Below are 20869 nucleotides of genomic sequence, written 5' to 3'. Positions count from 1 at the left end.
TTTCCAGAGCGCCAGATGCGTTACGTTCGGATAAAGCGTTTATCTGCGGTTAGTTTTTAGTTATCAAACGGTTGGACAGCCCTATTGCTGATCCTACAAACAGTGTGCCCCGTACCAGAAAAACAACAAACCTCTCACTCACCGTCAAAAACCCTAAAAACTAAAGAAATCCCCCATCGCGCCGATCATCATCCGTGTGTATTATTTCCTGTAGCGTTTACAACAACTAACCTTAACTCAAATACTTAAGCCCCAAAGCGAAAGGCATCATGAGCACACCGATCAAACGGCTAGAAATCATTAAAAATGCCATTGAACTGGAAGATGACGACATCATCTTTAGTCAGCTGGCACGCCTGAAAAATGAAGCGTTTGGCGATGAGCTACAGGCAATCGTCGTGGCGCTTGAGCAGAAGAATTACACCGCCGCCATCGCGGCTATCACCACCTGGTTACAAAACCAGCGGGCGATCACCCAGTGGCGCGATCCGCAAGTGGCGGCCAGCAAGCTGGAGCTAAAAGCACTGGAAGAACGTCTGCGTGATCTTATTGATCGTCGCAACGCGCGCGTGCAGCAGCTTGATGAGTTCAACGATCTCTATTTCTCCCGCCTCGGGCCTTTGATGCAGCAGATCCTCGCCCTGCGTAAAACACTTGCCGAGTTGAATCTGCGTCGTCAACAGGCGGAGGCACGTCGCCGCGAAGAGGACTACCGCCGTTGCCAGCAGTATATGGCGCAGGCAGTAGAGGTGTTAGCAACACTGACTCAGCGCTGGCGCGATCTGCCTGCGGATTCCGTGCAGGCTGCGGAAGCACGCAAACATCTTCAGCAGCAAAGCAACCTGATTGCAAATCTGCTGGCCGAAGCACTGGAGCTGGAAAGCGGGTTAACGCGTGAAGAGGAGCCCGCACGTCAGGCGCGGGATAATGCCAATAACGAGTATGAAAAATACCGTGAACAACACCATGATGCCGAGGTACGTCTGCGGAAAGGGAAAAACCTCTCCGAAGAAGATCAGAACGAGCTAAAACGGCTCTGGCGTCAGGCAAGCAAGCTGTGCCACCCGGATCTGGTAGCAGACGATCTGAAAGAAGAAGCCAACACCATGATGGTGCAGCTGAATCAGGCCAAACAACGTGGAGACGTGAAAGCCATTCGCTCTCTGGTTGCTCGCCTGCAACAGGGCTTTGAGCCGCTGATGGCAAGCGACCGTCTGAACGATCTGGAGCGTATCCGCAAAAAAATGGCGCAGGTACGCGAGCAAATCGACACCTTAGTGAACGAGTTGGCCGAGCTGGAAAAAGAAGAGTCCTGGCTGCTGGTCTCGTCCCTGAACAATATGGAAGCTTACTTTATCCAGCAGGAGAAAGCCCTGCATGATGTTCGCGCCTCGCTCGAACATCAGGTAAGCGAAGCGCAGCTGGATACCGCCGCGTAATTATTTGGCGTGCCAGTACGCGCTGGCACGCACTAATTGCTGATCAATCTCGTCATTTTCAAACTGGCGACTCAGGCTTTTCACCACCTTCCCTTCCCCGGTTAACCAGATAAAGTAATCCTCTGCGGGCACGTTAATCGCCGCCAGCTGGTCTGCCACCGCCTGCTCGCTATGCCCGACGACCCAGGTGATGTTGAACTCACTCAGATGCGCCAGATAATCCTTGTAAGACGCATCGCCAATGGTCACAACGGCATGAACGTCTGGGCGCACCGGCAGTCTGGCTATCGCTTCTAAACGGCGACGCAACGCAGGCATCCCGGATTCATCGCACACATACAACTGCCAGGCGTAATCCTCCGCGACCACCAGTGAACCGCGAGGGCCGCCAATAGTGAGTTTGTCGCCCACTTTCGCCTGTAGCGCCCAGTTGCTGGCAACCCCGCCATCATGAATAAAGAAATCGTAAACCAGTTCATGACGCGCTTCATCGTACAGCGGTGTGTAGTCACGCGCCTGCGGGCGCACGCCTTCGCCCCAGTCGATCCCTTCTTCGGTCACTACTGGTGGAACAAACGTCGCCCCAGGCTCAGGGAAAAAGACTTTGCTGTGATCGTCGAAACCTCTGGAGCTAAAGCCCTCCAGGGCGTCTCCGCCTAAGACGATGCGCTGGAAGCCAGCCGCGACACGCTCAACGCGGAGCACAGTCAGCTCGCGAAAGCGCAGGTCGTTACGGACGCGTTGTGGGTAGCGGGTAGATGCCATTTTTATGCCTTCCTGATGTGAATACGATATATCTAAATTAAACTGCAAATGATAATGATTGCTAACAATCAGGATTGCAAGATATTTTTTGATATAGTTAACACCAGACAAGAAGTACAATTAAAATGCCAATACAATCAATACATTAACAAACATTATGATGACGACATTGCTATTAAGATATACTTAGATATAAATTAGATATATCAATTTAAGGAGATACGATGCGACACGCACATGAAGGCGGTGGACGCCGCCAGCGATTTTTCGGCCACGGCGAACTGCGGTTGGTGATTCTGGATATTCTGACCCGCAATGCGAGCCACGGTTACGAGCTGATAAAAGAGATTGAGAACATGACTCAGGGGAACTATACCCCGAGTCCAGGCGTCATCTACCCGACCCTCGATTTCTTGCAGGATCAGACCTTTATCACCATTACGGAAGAAGAAACCGGGCGCAAAAAGATTGCCATTACCCTGACCGGGCAACACTGGCTGGATGAAAATCTGGAACATCTGGAGAACATTCAGCTGCGGATCAAAGCCCGCTGTGTTGGCTTCCAGTTGCGAAAAAACCCGCAGATGAAGCGGGCTCTGGATAACTTCAAGGCCGTGCTGGACCTCAGGGTCAATCAGGGAGAGCTCAGCGACGCGCAGCTTAAGCAGATCATCGGCGTTATCGACCGCGCGGCGCTGGAGATCTCCCAGCTGGATTAAGCCGGTGCGTACTCGTTCACGCGGAAGACTTTTACCAACTCTTTCAGTTGCGTCGCTTGCTCGTTAAGCGATGCAGCCGCCGCGACAGACTCCTCCACCAGCGCCGAGTTCTGCTGAGTGGTGGCGTCAATCAGGCCAATCGCACTGTTAATCTGCGAAATACCTTCAGTCTGCTCATGGCTTGCCTGACGGATCTCCCGCAGGATGACGTCCATCTCTTCCACGTTGCCGACCATGCCGTTGATAAGCCCACTGGCTTTCTCTACCAGGTTCATCCCGTCCTGCGTCTGGCTGGTTGAGCTCTCAATCAGCTGGCGGATCTCACTGGCAGAAGAGGCGCTCTTCTGTGCCAGCTGGCGCACTTCACCGGCGACCACAGCAAAGCCACGACCGTGCTCACCCGCACGCGCTGCTTCCACTGCTGCATTCAGCGCCAGAATATTGGTCTGGAAGGCAATGGCGTCGATCAGGTCGATAATGTCGGACATCCGGTTCGACGTTTCGTTAATCAGGCGCATTTTGCTGGTCACCTGCTTCATCATCTCGCCGTTGTTTTTTACCACCATGGCCGCATCGGCAGAGAGGTTGGTCGCTTCCCCGGTATGTGATGCGGTATTTTTTACCGTTGCCGTGATTTGCTCCATCGATGCCGCAGTCTGTTCTACAGAGCTGGCCTGCTCTTCTGTGCGTGCGGCTAAATCCTGGTTACCGGCGACAATCTGCGCGGCAGCGCTGGAAATGTTTTCTGAGCCGGTCTGCACCTGCTGCACTATCTCCTGCAAGCGGGTTTTCATCTCCATCAGCGCATTGAGCAGATGGCCGGTTTCATCGTTACCGTGAGAGGTGATATTGCGCGTCAGGTCACCTTGTGCAATCGCTTCGGCAAATGCTACCGCGGTACCCAGTGGACGGGTAATCGAGCGGACAATGTACCAGCCAATCAGGCTGCCAGCGCCCACGCTGAACAGTGTGATAATAATCAGCCACAGACGGTTGCTTCTGAAATCACTATTCACCTGCGCGCCGGCGCTTTGCATCTGGCCGTTTTGAACGCTGATAAGCTCCTTCACTTTATCCTTGTAGGCCTTTTGCAGGTTGATGGTGTTGGTCATCATCTCCTGAATGGCACCTGCGCGATCGTTGTTCTGTACGGCCTGCAAAATGCGGTAGCGGGAGTCGAGATACTGTTGGCGCACCCCGCGAATATCGGCCAGAACCTGCTGAGATTTTCGATCGTGCAGTTCGTTATTCAGGTCGCCCAGGATAACCGTGATATGTTCACTGATCTCTTTCAGGCGCTGCTGGGACTGCGCGGTGTACTTGCCCTGCTCATCCAGCAACATGAGCTGCTGAGTGCTAATAAATTCCTGGAAGTTATCGATTAACTCGTTTGCTTTTACCGTGGTCGGATAATCATTGGTGATGATGGTGTGCATCCCGTTGTTGGCCCGGTTCAGGCTCAGCAGAGACAAGGTTGCACTTACCACCATCAACACAATAAAGAATCCAAACGCCAGAAATAATTTCGTGCCGATCTTTACGTCATGTAAGAACATATTTACTCCATCGATGTGATTATTTCTCAGACGTTCTCCGTTATCGGTAACTAATCACCTAACTTTATGACTTTGATCGTTTTTTTATTCAATAACCGACATGATGGATAGGCGTTAACTATTAATATTGGCGCATTGATCGTTATACAACCAACACAAGGACGATTTCTGAAACAGTATCGTGGAAAACTGACTTAGGCAGGGATAAATAGCTGAGATAATTTATTTAGTTATTTAATATATATTTAACATTAATTCGTAATAGTAATTACAAATAACGGAAATAATAAAGCCGTTTATCCCGGACGAAATAAACGGCTTTTCTGGAACATTACTGACTCAATGCAGCACAGTCACCGCGTCTTCCAGGCGCCCGGCACGGTGTTTAACCATGGCGGAGATCTGCGCGCTCTCTTCTACCAGGTCGGCATTTTTCTGGGTAATACTGTCCAGCTCAGCCACTGCGCGGGTCAGCTCCGATAGCCCGGTTGCCTGCTCAGAGGTCGAATGGCTAATCTGCGCGATTAGCTGAGTCACGTTCTTCACCTGCTCCACGATATCGTCCATCGTGCGGCCTGCGGCGTGAACCTGGTCGGAGCCCGACTGTACCTTGCTGGCGCTGGCATCAATAAGCTTACGAATATCGTTGGCCGCATTGGCGCTTCGGCTGGCCAGGTGGCGAACTTCGCCTGCCACCACCGCAAAGCCTTTACCCTGCTCGCCCGCTCTTGCTGCCTCTACCGCCGCGTTCAACGCCAGAATATTAGTCTGGAACGCAATGTCGTTGATAAGCGAGGTAATCGAGCCGATCCGCTGAGTGCTGTCAGCGATATCGTCCATGGTTTTCACCACAGTCTGCATCGCATTTCCGCCTTCGGTTGCCGCACTGCTGGCGGCCATGGAAAGCTTATCCACTTCGGCGGCCGTTTCAGAATTGCTTTGTACCGAGGCCGCCATCTGGTTCATTGTCGCCACCGTCTGCTGCACGTTGGTGACGGTCTGGCGCGTGCGGTCGTTGAGATCCTCATTGCCCTGCGCCAGCCTGTCGCTGCCATTGCGCACGCTGACCACCTGGCTTGATACGTCATTAATCAACCAGCGGCACATCAACCCAAGTTGCCCCACCGCCCGTAAAGTCAGCCCCAGCTCATCGCTGCGATTAAGGTGCTGCACGGTGTTGCGATCCCCGGTTGCGACCTTCAAAGCCTGACGCGCCACGTTTTCTACCGGGCGGACAATTTGCTGCTCAAACAGCAGGGTCCCCAGCAGCATTACGACAGCCGCCGCCACGAAGGATGCCCAGCCTGCGGATGTTGCCCAAAGTGTTGCCGCCATTACCGCAAACAGCACCGCCATCACACTGCGTACCCGCCAGCGCAGCGGCATTGCAGGCAGTTTGCCAAGCCAGCTTTTGCGTACCACCAGCCCTTTGTGGATCCGCTTGTTGCAGCGCCCGTCATTCAGTGCCTGATATAAAGGCTCCACGGTGGCAATCTCTTCAGCCGTCGCTTTGGTGCGAATCGACATATACCCTGTGACCTGGCCGTGACGCACCATCGGCACCGCGTTTGCGCGCACCCAATAGTGGTCGCCATTTTTACGGCGGTTTTTGACAATCCCGCTCCACGGCTCACCCTTTTGTAGCGTGTACCACATATCGGCAAAGGCCGCTTTTGGCATGTCCGGGTGGCGCACCAGATTATGTGGCTGTGCCAGCAGTTCCTTGAGTGAATACCCACTCACCTGAACAAAGGTGTCGTTGGTATGGGTCATGTAGCTGTGCAGGTCGGTGGTCGACATTAAGGTGGTGTCATCGTCCAGAGGATATTCGTTCTGGGTGACATAGGATGGAGAGGACATTATGAGCATCCCTTGCAGGTTATTTGAATGTTAATTTTGTGGCTTAATCTTTTTTCGGCGGTAAACAGTTTATCTTTAGTTGTTAAATTTGATTGAGATCGCAAATCCAGGTTAAACCGCACTTTCTGTACGTTTTTCTAATTAATTGATTTAAAATACTTTCGTCAGGAAATTACTCCTGAAGCATGACCTGTTAATGCCCACTAAAGAAGCACGCCATGCACCACCCAGGTGCAATTGACAAAACAGGTCGCTAAAACATCGGCCTTCTCTCTGTCGCTTAATCCCGTCTCGCTTATTTCGGCATGATTAAATATTGCGCAACATAAATTTAACCTGGCGTTTATCCCGATTTTCGTTAAGTCAGCTGAAGTGGCGTAATCCCTGCAATACTTAACGCAGTATCATGTGATACGCGATCCCCGGGAGCACATTTTGAACAGGTTACCTTCCAGCGCCTCGGCTCTTGCCTGTACCGCGCACGCATTGAATCTCATTGAGAAGCGAACGCTTGATCATGAGGAGATGAAACAACTTAACCGAGAGGTCATCGATTACTTTAAAGAGCATGTAAATCCTGGGTTTTTGGAGTATCGCAAATCTGTTACCGCCGGCGGGGATTACGGAGCCGTAGAGTGGCAAGCGGGAAGTCTGAACACGCTTGTCGACACCCAGGGACAGGAATTTATAGATTGCCTGGGTGGTTTTGGCATTTTCAACGTGGGGCACCGTAATCCAGTTGTGGTTTCCGCCGTACAGAATCAACTCGCGAAACAACCTCTTCATAGCCAGGAACTGCTCGACCCACTTCGCGCCATGCTGGCGAAAACGCTGGCGGCCTTAACGCCCGGCAAACTGAAATACAGCTTCTTTAGTAATAGCGGCACGGAATCGGTCGAAGCGGCGCTGAAACTCGCCAAAGCGTACCAGTCGCCGCGCGGCAAATTCACCTTTATTGCCACCAGTGGCGCATTCCACGGTAAGTCGTTAGGCTCACTGTCCGCGACCGCGAAATCCACCTTCCGCAAACCGTTCATGCCGCTGCTGCCTGGCTTCCGCCATGTGCCATTTGGCGACATTAACGCTATGCGCACCATGCTAAGCGAGTGCCGTAAAACCGGCGACGACGTAGCGGCGGTGATCCTGGAGCCAATTCAGGGTGAAGGCGGCGTGATCCTGCCACCGCCGGGCTATCTGCCTGCCGTGCGTCAGCTGTGCGATGAGTTTGGTGCTCTGCTTATTCTTGACGAAGTGCAGACCGGCATGGGCCGCACTGGCAAGATGTTTGCCTGCGAGCATGAAAACGTGCAGCCAGACATCCTGTGCCTTGCGAAAGCGCTCGGCGGCGGTGTGATGCCGATTGGTGCCACAGTTGCTACCGAAGAGGTGTTCTCGGTGTTGTTTGATAACCCATTCCTGCACACCACCACCTTCGGCGGTAACCCGCTCTCCTGTGCGGCAGCACTGGCCACCATCAACGTGCTGCTTGAGCAAAACCTGCCTGCGCAGGCGGAGCAGAAAGGCGACATGCTGCTGGATGGCTTCCGCCAGCTGGGTCGTGAATATCCTGACCTGGTGCAGGAAGCACGCGGCAAAGGGATGCTGATGGCAATTGAGTTTGTCGATAACGAAACCGGCTACAGCTTCGCAAGCGAGATGTTCCGCCAGCGGGTACTGGTGGCTGGTACGCTCAACAACTCAAAAACCATCCGTGTTGAACCGCCGCTGACGCTCACCATTGAACAGTGTGAGCTGGTGCTGAAAGCGGCGCGTAAAGCGCTGGCCGCGATGCGGGTCAGTGTGGAAGAGGCGTAAACGCAACGCCCTCTCCTGGGAGGGGGCGTTGTTATTTTATTCCTGAATCGCTTGCGCTTACCCGGTCTACAAAAAGCATTACGCCGGTAACAACCCCACAAAACTGCGTTTCTTACGCGGCTCTGACATCAACGCCTCAAGCTTATCCACGCACGCCAGGTAGTGCGGCGTTTTCTTATGGGCCAACACCGCCTCTTCGTCCTTGTAGGCCTCATAGATAAAGAACCGGGTTTTCACGCGTGGGTCCTGCAGTACATCAAAACGCAGGTTCCCCGGCTCCTGAATCGCGCCTTCGTGGTTGGCGCGAAACACCTCCAGAAATTCGTCCACCCGTTCAGGCTTGATGTTGATCTCCACTAACGTCACGTTCATTTTGCTTCTCCCTGTTTCTCTTCCTGCCAGAACTGGAACGCTTCCCGCGCGTTCATGTTCTCGTGAACCACTTTCTTCACCGCTTTCAGCATTGCCAGCGGCGCGCTGGACTGGAAGATATTGCGCCCCATATCCACGCCAGATGCGCCCTGGTCGATTGCCCGCCAGCACATCTCCAGCGCCTCGTGCTCCGGCAGCTTTTTGCCCCCGGCGATGACGATCGGCACAGGGCAGCTGGCGGTCACTTTTTCAAAGCCTTCATCCACATAATAGGTTTTGACGAACTGCGCCCCCATTTCGGCGGCGATACGGCTGGCGAGCGAGAAATAACGCGCGTCGCGCGCCATCTCTTTGCCGACTCCCGTCACCGCCAGCGTAGGCACGCCGTAGCGCGCACCCGCGTCCACCAGCCTGATGATGTTGTTGATCGACTGATGCTCAAACTCACTGCCGATGTATACCTGCGCCGCCACCGCGCAGACGTTCAGGCGCAGGGCATCTTCCATCGCCACTGCCACACACTCGTTGGACAACTCACCCAGAATCGAGTTACCGCCAGAAGCGCGCAGCACAACCGGCTTGTTAGTGGCAGCAGGCACCTGACTGCGCAGAATGCCGCGAGTACACATCAGCACGTCAGTTTCGCCAAACAACGGCGCAATAGAGAGATCGATACGCTCAAGGCCGGTGGTCGGCCCCTGGAAATAGCCGTGGTCAAAGGCCAGCATCACCGTGCGGTTGCTTTTCGGGTTAAAGATCCGCGCCAGCCTCGACTGCATTCCCCAGTCCAGCGAGCCGCAACCCTTCAGGGTGAATGGCACGTTCTGCTGCGGTGTGCCGATGCCAAAATCCTTGCCGTCTTTGATGTCGTCTAAATCAGCCATGTGCTCCCCCGTCAGAAATCGTATTTGTTGATGTTCTCTTTGGTGAATACCACGCGCTCTGGCAGCAGCACGATACCGTTGCCTTTCGCCTCATACTGATAACCCTGCACGCTGTTGGGCTCGACCTTCAGCGCCCCGATGTCTTTTACATCCACGCTGTCGCCAACGTTAAGATCGCCTTTTTTCAGCAAATGATCGGCGACATTGACCGCAATTTTGCCCTGCTGAACCACATCCCACAGACCGAAGGCTTTCACCGTGCCACGCTCCACGTACGGACGCATCACGTTCGGGGTGCTGAACCCGACAATGGCCACCCCTTCACGCTTGAGGTTTTCCGCCGCCTGTGCCGCCGCTGGCAGCGCGTTGGCGTCCGGGGCGATGATCGCATCCAGATCCGGGTAGGCTTTTAAGATCCCCTCAGCAGTTTGCAAGGACTTAGTGGCATCGTTATAGCCAAACTGTGTGGTCACAATTTGCCACTGAGGGTGCTCTTTCTCGATTTTGGCTTTGGCCTCTTTCACCCACTGGTTCTGGTCGGTGACGGTCGGGCTTGAGTAGAAGAACGCCACTTTGGCATTCGGTTTGGTCACTTGCTTGCCAGCCATTTCTACCAGCAGGCCGCCGAGCTGTTCCGGGGTTCCCTGGTTGATGTAGATACTGCGGCACTCAGGTTTGGTGTCGGAATCCCAGGTCAGTACCTTAACGCCGCGCTGCATTGCGCGCTTGAGCGCCGGGCAAAGCCCGTCTGGCGACACGGCGGAGACGATAATGGCGTTATAGCCCTGGTTGACGAAGTTATTGATAAGCTGCACCTGGCCGGAGACGCTTGGCTCAGTCGGGCCGTCGTATGTGACCTCTGCACCGAGGTCTTTGCCCGCCTCTTTTGCACCGTTACCCCCGCTGGTAAAGAAGCCAACGCCCACCAGCTTAGGAATAAAGGCAATGCGGTCTGCCGCCTGCGCAGACGCCACGCTAAGCGCCATCGCCAGGACTATCAGTTTTGTTTTCATCTTACGCTCCGGGTAGTTTTGTGAAGAGAGATCGCACCCATTCACGGTGCAGACTCAGCGAACGTCCCATCACCACCACAACCAACAGCGCCCCTGACAGCGCGCTCGACACCTGGTTGGGGATGCCGACCATCTGTAAACCCTGTTGCAGATACCCCACCAGCAGCGCCGCCAGTGCTGTACCCAAAACCGAACCTGACCCCCCGTAGATGTTGGCTCCGCCGAGCACCGCGGCAGTGAGAGCAGGCATTAACAAATCACGCCCCAGATCCGAGCGCGCCGAGCCAAAGTAAGAAACCATCACCAGGGCGGCGATTGCCGAGGCCACACCCACCAGGCCATAAAGCGCGTATGGCATCCCGTTGACTGACAGCGCCGCATAACGCGCCGCACGTGGGTTCTGCCCAATCAGAAACAGGTGGCGGCCAAAGCGCCCCCGGTGAGTAATCAGCCAGAAAAAGACCGTAATCAGCGCGAACAGCACCAGCGGAACCGGTAACCCTAACAACGTAAGGTTGGCGAAGGCGGTAAAGCTGTCCGGGAAACCGCCAATCCCTTCATAACCCGTTGCCCCCGCCATACCGGAAAGCAGCAGCGCCCCGCCGCCGTAGAGGTACAGTGTGCCAAGGGTGATCACCAGCGGGCTGATGCCGGTGTAGTGGATTAATGCGGCGTTAACCAGGCCGCACAGCAGACCCAGCAGCAGAGTCAGCGGAATAGCCACCGGCATTGGCCAGCCGGCCTGCATCATCACCCCCAGCGCAATGGCGCACAGCCCAATGATCGAGCCGAGCGAAATATCGATCCCGCCGCTGATAATCACCAGCGTCAGCGGCAGGGCCACAATGCCGATGCAGATAAAATCGCTGGTGCTGAACAGCAGCATGTTGATATCCAGCATCCGTGGGTTGATGGCACCGAAAAGCAGGATTTCGAGCACCAGCAGGATCAGCAGCGCGTTTTCCCAGTTAAGCTTCATCTACGCCACCTCTTTTTTGCGTTTTGGGAACGGAGCGACGTGCTTTCCCCCCCGGTTACCCGGCTGGAAGCGGTTGTATTTCAGCGCCCGCTGATGACGTGCCAGGGCCTGACGCAGACGCCCGTCGAGCACAAGCACCCCCAGCAGCACCAGCCCGGCGATAAAGTCATTCCACCAGGCGGGCAGTTTAAACAGCACCAGCACGGTGTCGATTTGGGTCAGGAAGAAGGCACCGAGGAATGCGCCAAGGAGCGTGCCAGTGCCGCCCAACAGCGAAATCCCGCCAAGCACGCAGGCGGCAATGGCTTTCATCTCCAGCCCACTGCCGGTCTGGTTCGGTACAAAGCCAATCTGCGAGGCAAAGACGATCCCCGCGCAGGCCGCCAGTACGCCGTTCAGCGTGAAGGCAATCATCCTGGTGCGGTTCACCGCCACGCCAAGCTGGCGCGCAGCAGCAAGGTTATCGCCCACGGCGTAAAAATCCCGGCCAAACAGGGTGCGCGAGAAGATCCATGCCCCAACGCCTGCCAGAATCAGCACGCCAAACCCTATCGGTGAGATCCCGATAACCACAGGCTCGGAGAGTGATTTCAGGCTCGACGGCAACCCTTCTATCCACTTACCGCCGGTCCACAGCAGCATTCCGCCGCGATATAACCCCAGCGTACCGAGCGTGGCGACAATCGCCGGGATGCGTAGCCCGACAACCAGAAAACCGTTAAATGCCCCTGCCAGTGCGCCAATGATCAGCGCAAACAGCATCGCTACCGGCAGGCTGTAACCGCTGTTGAGCGCGACCCCCACGGCAATGGCGCACAAGCCCACTGTAGATCCCACAGAGACATCAATATTGCGGGTCAGCATCACCATCGCCGCGCCCAGCGCCAGCAGGATCAGAATTTGCGAGCTGGCGAAGATCATTCCCAGGGTCTGAAAACTGAAATAGGCCGGGTTAAGGGCCACCAGCACGGCAAACAGCGCCAGGATAGCCAGCAGCGCGCTAAGCTCACGGTTTCTCAGTAACATCTTCATGATTATCCTCCGAAGGCCAGCGACATCATTTTGTCGAGGCTGACGGCGTGACGTGGCAGCTCCCCGCTGAGCATCCCTTGATGCATCACCAGCACCCGGTCAGCAAGCCCGGGGAATTCGTCGAGATCGCTTGAGATCATCAGCACCGCGACGTTTTGCGCCGCCACGCTTTTAATCAGCTGATAGATGTCAGCTCGTGCCGAGACATCCACGCCGCGCGTGGGTTCATCCACAATCAGCAGCAACGGGTTTGCCTCCAGACAGCGCGCCAGCAAAACCTTTTGCTGATTGCCACCGGAGAGCATCCGCACAGTCTGATCCGCATCGTTGAGTTTGATCCCCAGCGCCCGGTGATAACGCTCCACCACCGCCGCTTCGCGCTTGCGCTGCTGCCAGATTGACGGCTCATTCAGGGCGACCGTGTTCCAGCGAACGGGTGCATCCAGGAACAACCCGGATACCTGTCGGTCTTCCGGCAGATACACCAGCCCCTTATCCAGCCGCGAAAATACTGAATCGCTGCTGATATCCTGGTTTTCCAGCCAGACGCGCCCCGCGCGTACCGGGCGAAGGCCATAGAGGGTTTCGGCGAACTCGGTGCGCCCGGAGCCCACCAGCCCGGCCAGGCCGACAATTTCGCCAGCGTAAATCTCAAGACTGAGGTCGATAAACCCTTCCCCGGTCAGCGTTTCAACCCGCAAAACCGGAAAATCCTGCGCCTGGGTGCGCCGGTTCCCCGGCAGCGCCAGCCACAGCTTTTGGGTGTCACTTAATTCTTTATCGCGGCTGACCGGCGTCATCGCGCCAATGAGAGCGTTATCGTCGTAGTGCGACGTTTCACCGCTGAGCACAATGGCGCCGTCGCGCATCACTGAAACATGGCTCGCCAGCTGGCGGATCTCTGGCAATTTATGCGAGATAAACACAATGCCAACCCCCAGATCCTGCAACGCACGGATCTGGCGAAACAGCCGGTCGGTTTCCCCTGGGGTTAACGAAGCCGTTGGCTCATCAAGGATCAGGATCGTCGCATTGCGCATTAACCCGCGCAGGATCTCCACCATCTGTTGATCCGCCACTTCCAGCGTGCTGGCGGTGGTATCCAGGTTGATCTGGCACTGCAGCTGCCGGAGTTTATCCGTAAGTTTTTTATCCAGATCGTTTTCGCGGGGCAGACGGAAAAGGATGTTTTCCCGTACCGTCAGATTCGGAAACAGCATCGGCTCCTGGGGGACAAGATAGATACCGAGCTTGTGCGCCTGCCCGGGCTTCAGGCGCGCAAATGACTGCCCGGCGACTGAAAGTTCACCGCTGTCCGGTGTCTCTACCCCGGCGATAATTTTCATCAGCGTCGATTTTCCCGCGCCGTTTCCCCCCATCAGAGCATGAACCTGGCCCGCAAGTAGCGTGAAATCAATACCTTTTAGCACCGGCACGCCGGAAAACTGTTTGCAGATATCACGTGCTTCGATAAGTGGGGTCATCATCACTCCGCTATTGAACAAATGATTTTTAGAATTAATAATGTTCAAAAGCGTAGACGGTGAACTATATTTACAACCGTGCAGGGATCACAGTTTTATCGATTAAGATCCAGATAAACCAGAAACAATCTAAAAGATCCGTTTTGCCGCGTGGCTCACACTTTCCGCCCGCGCCATCACGAACATATGATCTAAATTTTTATAAGAGTTCAAATATGGGCGATAAACGCATTGCTGAAGAAGGCCGGTTTGCAGGGCTTGCACTGGCGGAAGAAGAACTGGTGGCACGCGTCGCCTGGTGCTATTACCACGACGGCCTGACCCAGAACGATATTGGCGAGCGACTTGGCCTGCCCCGTCTGAAGATATCGCGCCTGCTGGAAAAAGGGCGTCAGTCGGGAGTCATCCGCGTCCAGATAAATTCCCGCTATGAAGGATGTCTGGCACTGGAAACCGAGCTACAGCGGCACTTTGGCCTGAAGCTGGTGCGGGTGTTACCTGCCCTGAATACCCCTCCAATGAACGTGCGGTTAGGCATTGGCGCGGCGCAGTCGTTAATGGGTGTGCTGGAGCCTGGGCAGCTGCTGGCGGTTGGGTTTGGTGAAACCACCATGAGCTGCCTGCAACACTTAAGCGGTTTTATTAGCTCGCAGCAGATCCGCCTGGTCACGCTTTCGGGCGGCGTGGGTCCATATATGACCGGCATCGGTCAGCTGGATGCAGCCTGTAGCGTCAGTATGATCCCGGCACCGCTTCGCGTTTCGTCCGCCGAAGTGGCCGGAATTTTAAAACGCGAAACCAGCGTACGGGATGTGATCCTCGCCGCTACCGCAGCCGATGTTGCCGTGGTGGGAATTGGCGCGGTGAACCAGCGCCGCGATGCCACTATTTTACGTTCCGGCTATATCAGTGAAGGCGAACAGTTGATGTATGCCCGCAAGGGTGCCGTGGGCGATATCCTGGGTTACTTCCTCAATGCCGAAGGGGAATGCGTAGACGAACTGGAGATCCACCGTGAATTACTGGGCGTAACGCTCGATGAGCTGGCGCAGTTACCCACCATCGTTGGCGTGGCCGGAGGTGAAGAGAAAGCCGATGCGATTTATGCCGCACTCAAAGGTCGCCGTATCAATGGCCTGGTGACGGAAGAGACGACAGCCCGCGCGGTGCTGGCTCTGGCGAACTGAGAGCCTGCCTTTCCCGCGCTAACAACGAGGCAAACTCATGAGTTACCTTTTAGCGTTAGATGCAGGGACAGGCAGCGTTCGCGCCGTTATTTTCGATTTGCAGGGCAACCAGATTGCCGTCGGCCAGGCCGAGTGGAAACACCTGAGCGTGGAGAACGTGCCGGGATCGATGGAGTTTGACCTCGACACCAACTGGCGGCTGGCCTGCCAGTGTATCCATCAGGCGCTGGAGCGCGCGCACCTGAGCGCCGCCGATATCCAGTCGGTCGCCTGCTGCTCAATGCGTGAAGGCATTGTGTTGTATGACCGCAACGGCGAGGCTATCTGGGCCTGCGCCAACGTCGACGCCCGCGCCAGCCGCGAGGTGGCCGAACTCAAAGAGATCCACGACTACCGCTTTGAATCCGAAGTGTACGATGTTTCCGGGCAGACGCTGGCGCTCAGCGCCATGCCGCGCCTGCTGTGGCTGGCCCACCATCGTCCGGATATTTACCGTAAGGCCGCCACCATTACCATGATCAGCGACTGGCTGGCGGCGAAGCTATCCGGCGAACTGGCGGTAGATCCCTCCAATGCGGGCACCACCGGAATGCTCGATCTCTTCAGCCGCGACTGGCGTCCGACACTGCTGGATATGGCCGGGCTGCGCGCCGATATCCTCTCCCCGGTGAAAGAGACGGGCACGCTGCTGGGCGCAGTTACCGGGGCAGCAGCTCAGCAAAGTGGCCTGCGCGAAGGCACCCCGGTGGTGATGGGCGGTGGCGATGTGCAGCTGGGGTGTCTGGGTTTGGGTGTGGTGCGCGCCGGGCAAACGGCGGTGCTGGGCGGTACCTTCTGGCAGCAAGTGGTGAATTTGCCGCAGGTACGCACCGATCCCGATATGAATATCCGGGTTAACCCCCACGTAATCCCCGGCATGGCGCAGGCGGAATCCATCAGTTTCTTCACCGGATTAACCATGCGCTGGTTCCGTGATGCCTTCTGCGCAGAAGAAAAACTGATTGCCGGGCGAATGGGCATAGATACTTACTCTTTGCTGGAAGAGATGGCGGCTCGCGTTCCGGCAGGTTCGCACGGCGTGATGCCAATTTTCTCCGATGCGATGCATTTTAAGCAGTGGTATCACGCTGCACCGTCGTTTATTAACCTCTCCATCGATCCGGAAAAGTGCAACAAAGCCACGCTGTTCCGTGCCCTGGAAGAGAACGCCGCGATTGTCTCGGCCTGCAACCTGGCGCAGATTTCGCAATTTTCCGGCGTGAAATTTGAAAGCCTGGTCTTTGCAGGCGGTGGTGCAAAAGGTGCGTTGTGGAGCCAGATCTTAAGCGATGTTACCGGGTTGCCGGTGCGTGTGCCAGAGGTCAAAGAGGCCACGGCGCTGGGCTGCGCAATAGCCGCCGGAACGGGCGCGGGCCTGTTTGCGGATATGGCATCCACCGGAGAACGGCTGGTGAAATGGAGCCGGGAATTTACGCCAAACCCGGAACACCGCGAGCTGTACGACGGCATGATGCAAAAATGGCAGGCAGTCTACGCCGACCAGCTTGGGCTGGTCGACAGCGGGCTGACCACGTCCATGTGGCAGGCTCCGGGGCTGGTGCGGACATCCCCCTCACCCCGGCCCTCTCCCCAGAGGGGCGAGGGAGAAAACCAGATCGAGCCAATACTTTAAGACAGCACCGACCAGTCCCCTCTCCCCTTTGGGAAGAGGGTTAGGGTGAGGGGCATTATTTGATTCCCATCACAATCACTGCATTCCCCTTTTCCCTTTTACTCTCCGCTGGCTAAATTAGTAACTCATCCGACCACATAACAATAATTTTACACTGGAAGAGAGTATGAGCCGCTACCCGTCGTTATTCGCCCCCCTTGATCTGGGGTTCACAACGCTCAAAAACCGCGTGTTAATGGGCTCGATGCATACCGGTCTGGAAGAACATCCCGACGGCGCTGAGCGTCTGGCTGCGTTTTATGCCGAACGTGCGCGTCATGGTGTGGCGTTGATTGTCACCGGTGGCGTAGCACCCGCCCCATCAGGTGTGGGTATGGAAGGCGGGGCCGTGCTGAACGATGCCAGCCAGCTGCCGCATCACCGCATTGTGACCGATGCGGTGCACAAAGAGGGTGGGAAAATCGCCCTGCAAATTCTGCATACGGGCCGTTACAGCTACCAGCCGAAACTGGTGGCACCCTCGGCCATTCAGGCCCCCATCAACCGTTTCAAACCGCACGCCCTTAGCCACGACGAGATCCTGACGCTGATTGACGACTTCGCCCGCTGCGCCGCACTGGCGCGGGAAGCGGGCTACGACGGCGTAGAAGTGATGGGCTCTGAAGGGTATCTGATTAACGAATTCCTGGCGGCCCGTACTAACCAGCGGGACGACGAATGGGGTGGCGATTACGCACGCCGGATGCGTTTTGCCATCGAAGTGGTACGCGCCGTGCGCGAACGTGCAGGCGCTGATTTTATCATCGTCTTCCGCCTGTCGATGCTCGACCTGGTGGAAGGTGGCGGCACCTTCGAAGAAACCGTACAGCTGGCCCAGGCCATTGAAGCGGCTGGCGCAACCATCATCAACACAGGGATCGGCTGGCACGAGGCGCGTATTCCCACCATCGCCACACCGGTGCCCCGCGCGGCATTCAGTTGGGTGACGCGCAAGCTGAAAGGCAAAGTGTCGATCCCACTGGTGACCACCAACCGCATTAACGATCCTCAGGTGGCGGACGACCTTCTGAACCGGGGTGATGCCGATATGGTATCGATGGCACGTCCGTTCCTGGCCGACGCCGAACTACTGTCCAAAGCGCAAAGTGGCCGCGCAGATGAGATCAATACCTGCATCGGCTGCAACCAGGCCTGCCTGGATCAGATCTTCGTCGGCAAAGTGACCTCTTGCCTGGTCAACCCGCGCGCCTGCCACGAAACCAAAATGCCGGTGATCCCGGCGAGCAATACAAAGCGTCTGGCGGTGGTTGGCGCGGGCCCTGCGGGGCTGGCATTTGCCGTCAATGCCGCTTCACGCGGGCACAGCGTAACGCTATTTGATGCAGCAAGTGAGATAGGCGGGCAGTTTAATATCGCCAAACAGATCCCCGGCAAAGAGGAGTTCTACGAAACCCTGCGTTACTACCGCCGGATGCTCGAACTGACGGGTGTGGATCTGCGGTTAAATCAGTTTGTAAATGCAGCGGATCTGACTGATTTCGACGAGATCATCCTTGCAAGCGGGATCGCCCCGCGCACGCCGGCTATCGAGGGTATTGATCACCCTAAAGTGCTGAACTACCTCGACGTATTGCGCGATAAAACCCCGGTTGGGGAGAACGTTGCCATTATCGGCTGCGGTGGGATCGGCTTTGATACGGCGATGTATTTAAGCCAGCCGGGTGAAGCTACCAGCCAGAATATTGCTGAGTTTTGTGTGGAATGGGGTATCGACACCAGCCTGAGTCAGGCTGGCGGTTTACGGCCTGAAGACCCACAGCTGCCAAAAAGCCCGCGCCAGATTGTGATGTTGCAGCGTAAAGCCAGTAAGCCGGGCGAAGGACTGGGCAAAACGACGGGCTGGATCCACCGTGCCACGCTGTTGTCGCGCGGCGTGAAGATGATCCCTGCGGTCAGTTACCAGAAGATCGACGACGAGGGGCTGCACGTGCTGATCGGCGGTGAACCGCAACTGCTGCGCGTGGACAACATCATTTTATGTGCCGGACAGGAGCCGAAACGCGATCTGGCCGATCCGCTGCGTGAAGCAGGTAAAACGGTGCACCTGATTGGCGGGTGTGATGTGGCGATGGAGCTGGATGCACGACGTGCGATTGCACAGGGGACGAAGTTGGCATTAGAGATTTGATTTTTGCCCGGTGGCCAGGGTAAAAGCAAAACGGCAACCCCGTTGCCGTTTTTAGTGTTTGCTCCCTCTCCCTGTGGGAGAGGGTTGGGGTGAGGGCATCAGGCCGCACATACCCAATCTTAACGACGACGCCCCAGCTTAACCGCTTTCAGCACCACGAACTTGTTGTTGGTGGCAATCGTGGTGCAGTTACCGAAAATCTTCTTCAGCTTGTGGAAGTAGTCCAGGTGACGGTTAGCCACAATATACAGCTCGCCGTTAATTTTCAGGCAACGACGCGCGTGGTGGAACATCTCCCAGGCGACGTTATCCGTCAGGGCGTGTTTCTGGTGGAACGGTGGGTTACACAGTACCGCGTTGAAACGGAAAGGCTCCACGCCCGACAGTGCGTTGTTGATCATAAACTCGCAGCGATCCAGCGCCTCTGGCATGTTGGTTTCCACGTTCAGACGACTGGAAGCCACCGCCATTGGCGATTCATCGCTAAACACCACGCTGGCTTCCGGGTTCTTCGCCAGCAGCGTCAGGCCAATCACCCCGTTACCACAACCCAGGTCAACAATCTCACCTTCCAGGTTTTCCGGCAGATTTTCAATAAAGAAACGTGCGCCGATATCCAGACCGGTGCGGGAGAAAACGTTCGCGTGGTTGTGGATGGTCCAGTCGGTTCCTTCCAGTTTCCAGCTCAGCGTTTCTGGTGCGTCAGCCAGTTCCGGCGCACTGAAGGTACAGTTGATCAGGCGCGCTTTTTTCCACGCCAGCGTGGTGGTGGTTGGGCCGAGCACTTTCTCGAACAATTCCAGCGTCGAGGTGTGAATATCACGCGCTTTAGCACCCGCGATAATACGGGTTTCTGGGGTGACAACTGTACGCAACGCGCGCAGCTGTTGTTCCAGCAACGCCATGGTTTTTGGCACTTTGATCAGCACCACACCCGGCGCCTGCGGGTAATCCGCGGTGCTGTCGAGAAACTTCACGCTGGATTCTTCGAGGTCGTTGTGGCGCAGGTTTTCACGCGTCGCCAGCTCGCTTAAGTAGGAATCACCGATGCTGTAAGGAGTGTGTTCCGCCAGAGCACAGCTCAGCGCGCCAAACGCATCATTCAGGATCAGAACCGGGCCGCTGATTTCAGTATCATCCAACTGTTGCAGCAGATATTCATCCGCCGCTTCCCACGCCATAAGCGGGTTGACGTCGTCCGTTTCCGGGAAACGTTTAAGGTTGAGTGAACGGAAACCGTTGTCTAAGTGGCTCATCGGCCCTCCTGAATGGTAAAATTTCGGCGTATCCCTAAAAAGGGTGCGTGAGTATAACGTTTTATTATCGATTTGGGGCGTTGATGAACCAACTTACTTATCTCCAGGGCTACCCGGAGCATTTACTTTCTCAGGTTCGCAGCCTGATTGCCGAGCAAAAGCTGGGCACGGTGCTGGAAAAACGCTACCCGGGCACCCATGATTTCGCGACCGATAAAGCGCTCTGGCAGTATACGCAGGATCTTAAAAACCGGTACCTGAAGAGTGCGCCGCCGATCAATAAGGTGATGTACGACAACAAGATCCACGTGCTGAAAAACGCGCTCGGTCTGCATACTGCCATCTCCCGCGTACAGGGTGGCAAGCTGAAGGCGAAAGCCGAGATCCGTGTGGCGACCGTGTTCCGTAACGCGCCAGAAGCATTTCTGCGGATGATCGTAGTGCATGAACTGGCGCACCTGAAGGAGAAAGAGCACGACAAGGCGTTCTATTCCCTGTGCTGCCACATGGAGCCGCAGTACCACCAGTTCGAGTTTGATACCCGCCTGTGGCTTACGCATTTATCGTTAAATGGTAATGCGCAATAGCGCACTGGTTTTGCAATAATCCCGTGCTACAGTGGCTAAAGGTTCCCAGCTACGGAGTACG

Annotated in this window: 17 protein-coding genes; 7 read left to right on the top strand and 10 right to left on the bottom strand. The window is 55.8% G+C overall.

The window, feature by feature from the left end:
* Window positions 1-269: 269 nt before the first annotated feature.
* Window positions 270-1439, top strand: a complete 1170-nt coding sequence (locus tag ACS603_RS10575) for a DNA repair protein (protein ID WP_446491537.1) — start codon at window positions 270-272, stop codon at window positions 1437-1439.
* Here ACS603_RS10575 and ACS603_RS10570 read toward each other — a convergent pair whose 3' ends face one another.
* Entirely contained in the window at window positions 1440-2204 is a 765-nt protein-coding gene (locus ACS603_RS10570; protein WP_474944198.1) for a siderophore-interacting protein, read from the bottom strand. It lies immediately after the preceding gene.
* 224 nt (window positions 2205-2428) lie between these two features.
* Between ACS603_RS10570 and ACS603_RS10565 the strand changes: the two genes are divergently transcribed.
* Complete coding sequence (locus ACS603_RS10565; RefSeq protein WP_474944197.1) at window positions 2429-2923, top strand: PadR family transcriptional regulator; 495 nt, start codon at window positions 2429-2431, stop codon at window positions 2921-2923.
* On the opposite strand, the gene ACS603_RS10560 is transcribed toward ACS603_RS10565, so the two are convergent.
* Both ACS603_RS10560 and ACS603_RS10555 read right to left on the bottom strand, forming a co-directional pair.
* Window positions 2920-4479 carry a methyl-accepting chemotaxis protein gene (locus ACS603_RS10560; protein ID WP_182062537.1) on the bottom strand — a complete coding sequence of 520 codons (1560 nt, stop codon included), beginning with the start codon at window positions 4477-4479 and terminating at the stop codon, window positions 2920-2922. The two genes, ACS603_RS10565 and ACS603_RS10560, sit on opposite strands and share 4 nt — an antisense overlap.
* 339 nt (window positions 4480-4818) lie before the next feature.
* Window positions 4819-6339, bottom strand: a complete 1521-nt coding sequence (locus ACS603_RS10555) for a methyl-accepting chemotaxis protein (protein ID WP_315686887.1) — start codon at window positions 6337-6339, stop codon at window positions 4819-4821.
* A 435-nt stretch (window positions 6340-6774) separates the two neighbouring features.
* Here ACS603_RS10555 and ygjG point away from each other — a divergent pair, with 435 nt between their 5' ends.
* Window positions 6775-8154, top strand: a complete 1380-nt coding sequence (gene ygjG, locus ACS603_RS10550) for a putrescine aminotransferase (protein WP_182062539.1) — start codon at window positions 6775-6777, stop codon at window positions 8152-8154.
* Between the two features lie 78 nt (window positions 8155-8232).
* Here the strand turns inward: ygjG and lsrG are convergent, their stop codons facing one another.
* From lsrG to lsrA, 6 genes are read right to left on the bottom strand one after another with little or no spacing between them, the layout of a single operon-like run.
* The gene (lsrG, locus tag ACS603_RS10545) at window positions 8233-8526 is read right to left on the bottom strand and encodes a (4S)-4-hydroxy-5-phosphonooxypentane-2,3-dione isomerase (RefSeq protein ID WP_166717989.1); all 294 of its coding nucleotides are present in this window, start codon (window positions 8524-8526) and stop codon (window positions 8233-8235) included.
* Window positions 8523-9410: a 3-hydroxy-5-phosphonooxypentane-2,4-dione thiolase gene (lsrF, locus tag ACS603_RS10540; protein WP_182062540.1), complete on the bottom strand. Its 888-nt coding sequence runs from the start codon at window positions 9408-9410 to the stop codon at window positions 8523-8525. Before lsrF ends, lsrG begins: the two co-directional genes overlap by 4 nt.
* Window positions 9411-9421: 11 nt before the next feature.
* The gene (gene lsrB / locus ACS603_RS10535; protein WP_182062541.1) at window positions 9422-10423 is read right to left on the bottom strand and encodes an autoinducer 2 ABC transporter substrate-binding protein LsrB; all 1002 of its coding nucleotides are present in this window, start codon (window positions 10421-10423) and stop codon (window positions 9422-9424) included.
* A 1-nt stretch (window position 10424) separates the two neighbouring features.
* Entirely contained in the window at window positions 10425-11402 is a 978-nt protein-coding gene (gene lsrD, locus ACS603_RS10530; RefSeq protein ID WP_474944196.1) for an autoinducer 2 ABC transporter permease LsrD, read from the bottom strand.
* Window positions 11403-12434, bottom strand: a complete 1032-nt coding sequence (lsrC, locus tag ACS603_RS10525; RefSeq protein WP_474944195.1) for an autoinducer 2 ABC transporter permease LsrC — start codon at window positions 12432-12434, stop codon at window positions 11403-11405.
* 2 nt (window positions 12435-12436) lie between these two features.
* Window positions 12437-13918 carry an autoinducer 2 ABC transporter ATP-binding protein LsrA gene (lsrA, locus tag ACS603_RS10520; RefSeq protein WP_474944221.1) on the bottom strand — a complete coding sequence of 494 codons (1482 nt, stop codon included), beginning with the start codon at window positions 13916-13918 and terminating at the stop codon, window positions 12437-12439.
* Window positions 13919-14133: 215 nt separating this feature from the next.
* On the opposite strand from lsrA, the gene lsrR reads away from it, so the two are divergent.
* The 3 genes from lsrR to ACS603_RS10505 all read left to right on the top strand — a co-directional run bounded on the left by lsrR (window position 14134) and on the right by ACS603_RS10505 (window position 18965).
* Complete coding sequence (gene lsrR / locus ACS603_RS10515) at window positions 14134-15105, top strand: transcriptional regulator LsrR (protein ID WP_315686892.1); 972 nt, start codon at window positions 14134-14136, stop codon at window positions 15103-15105.
* A 37-nt stretch (window positions 15106-15142) separates the two neighbouring features.
* Window positions 15143-16777 (top strand): autoinducer-2 kinase, encoded by a 1635-nt coding sequence (gene lsrK, locus ACS603_RS10510; RefSeq protein ID WP_474944194.1) that lies wholly within the window; start codon window positions 15143-15145, stop codon window positions 16775-16777.
* A gap of 166 nt (window positions 16778-16943) precedes the next feature.
* Window positions 16944-18965: an oxidoreductase gene (locus tag ACS603_RS10505; RefSeq protein ID WP_474944193.1), complete on the top strand. Its 2022-nt coding sequence runs from the start codon at window positions 16944-16946 to the stop codon at window positions 18963-18965.
* Window positions 18966-19084: 119 nt separating this feature from the next.
* On the opposite strand, the gene rlmG is transcribed toward ACS603_RS10505, so the two are convergent.
* Window positions 19085-20221 (bottom strand): 23S rRNA (guanine(1835)-N(2))-methyltransferase RlmG, encoded by a 1137-nt coding sequence (rlmG, locus tag ACS603_RS10500; protein ID WP_182062547.1) that lies wholly within the window; start codon window positions 20219-20221, stop codon window positions 19085-19087.
* Window positions 20222-20304: 83 nt separating this feature from the next.
* Between rlmG and ACS603_RS10495 the strand changes: the two genes are divergently transcribed.
* On the top strand, window positions 20305-20808 hold the full coding sequence (locus tag ACS603_RS10495) for a YgjP-like metallopeptidase domain-containing protein (protein ID WP_474944192.1): 504 nt from the start codon (window positions 20305-20307) through the stop codon (window positions 20806-20808).
* Window positions 20809-20869: the final 61 nt, after the last annotated feature.

The sequence above is a fragment of the Enterobacter sp. Li2LvB3 genome (assembly GCF_056156645.1).
The sequence above is the reverse complement of the archived record's forward strand: the minus strand, read 5'-3'. Positions and strand labels throughout refer to the sequence as shown.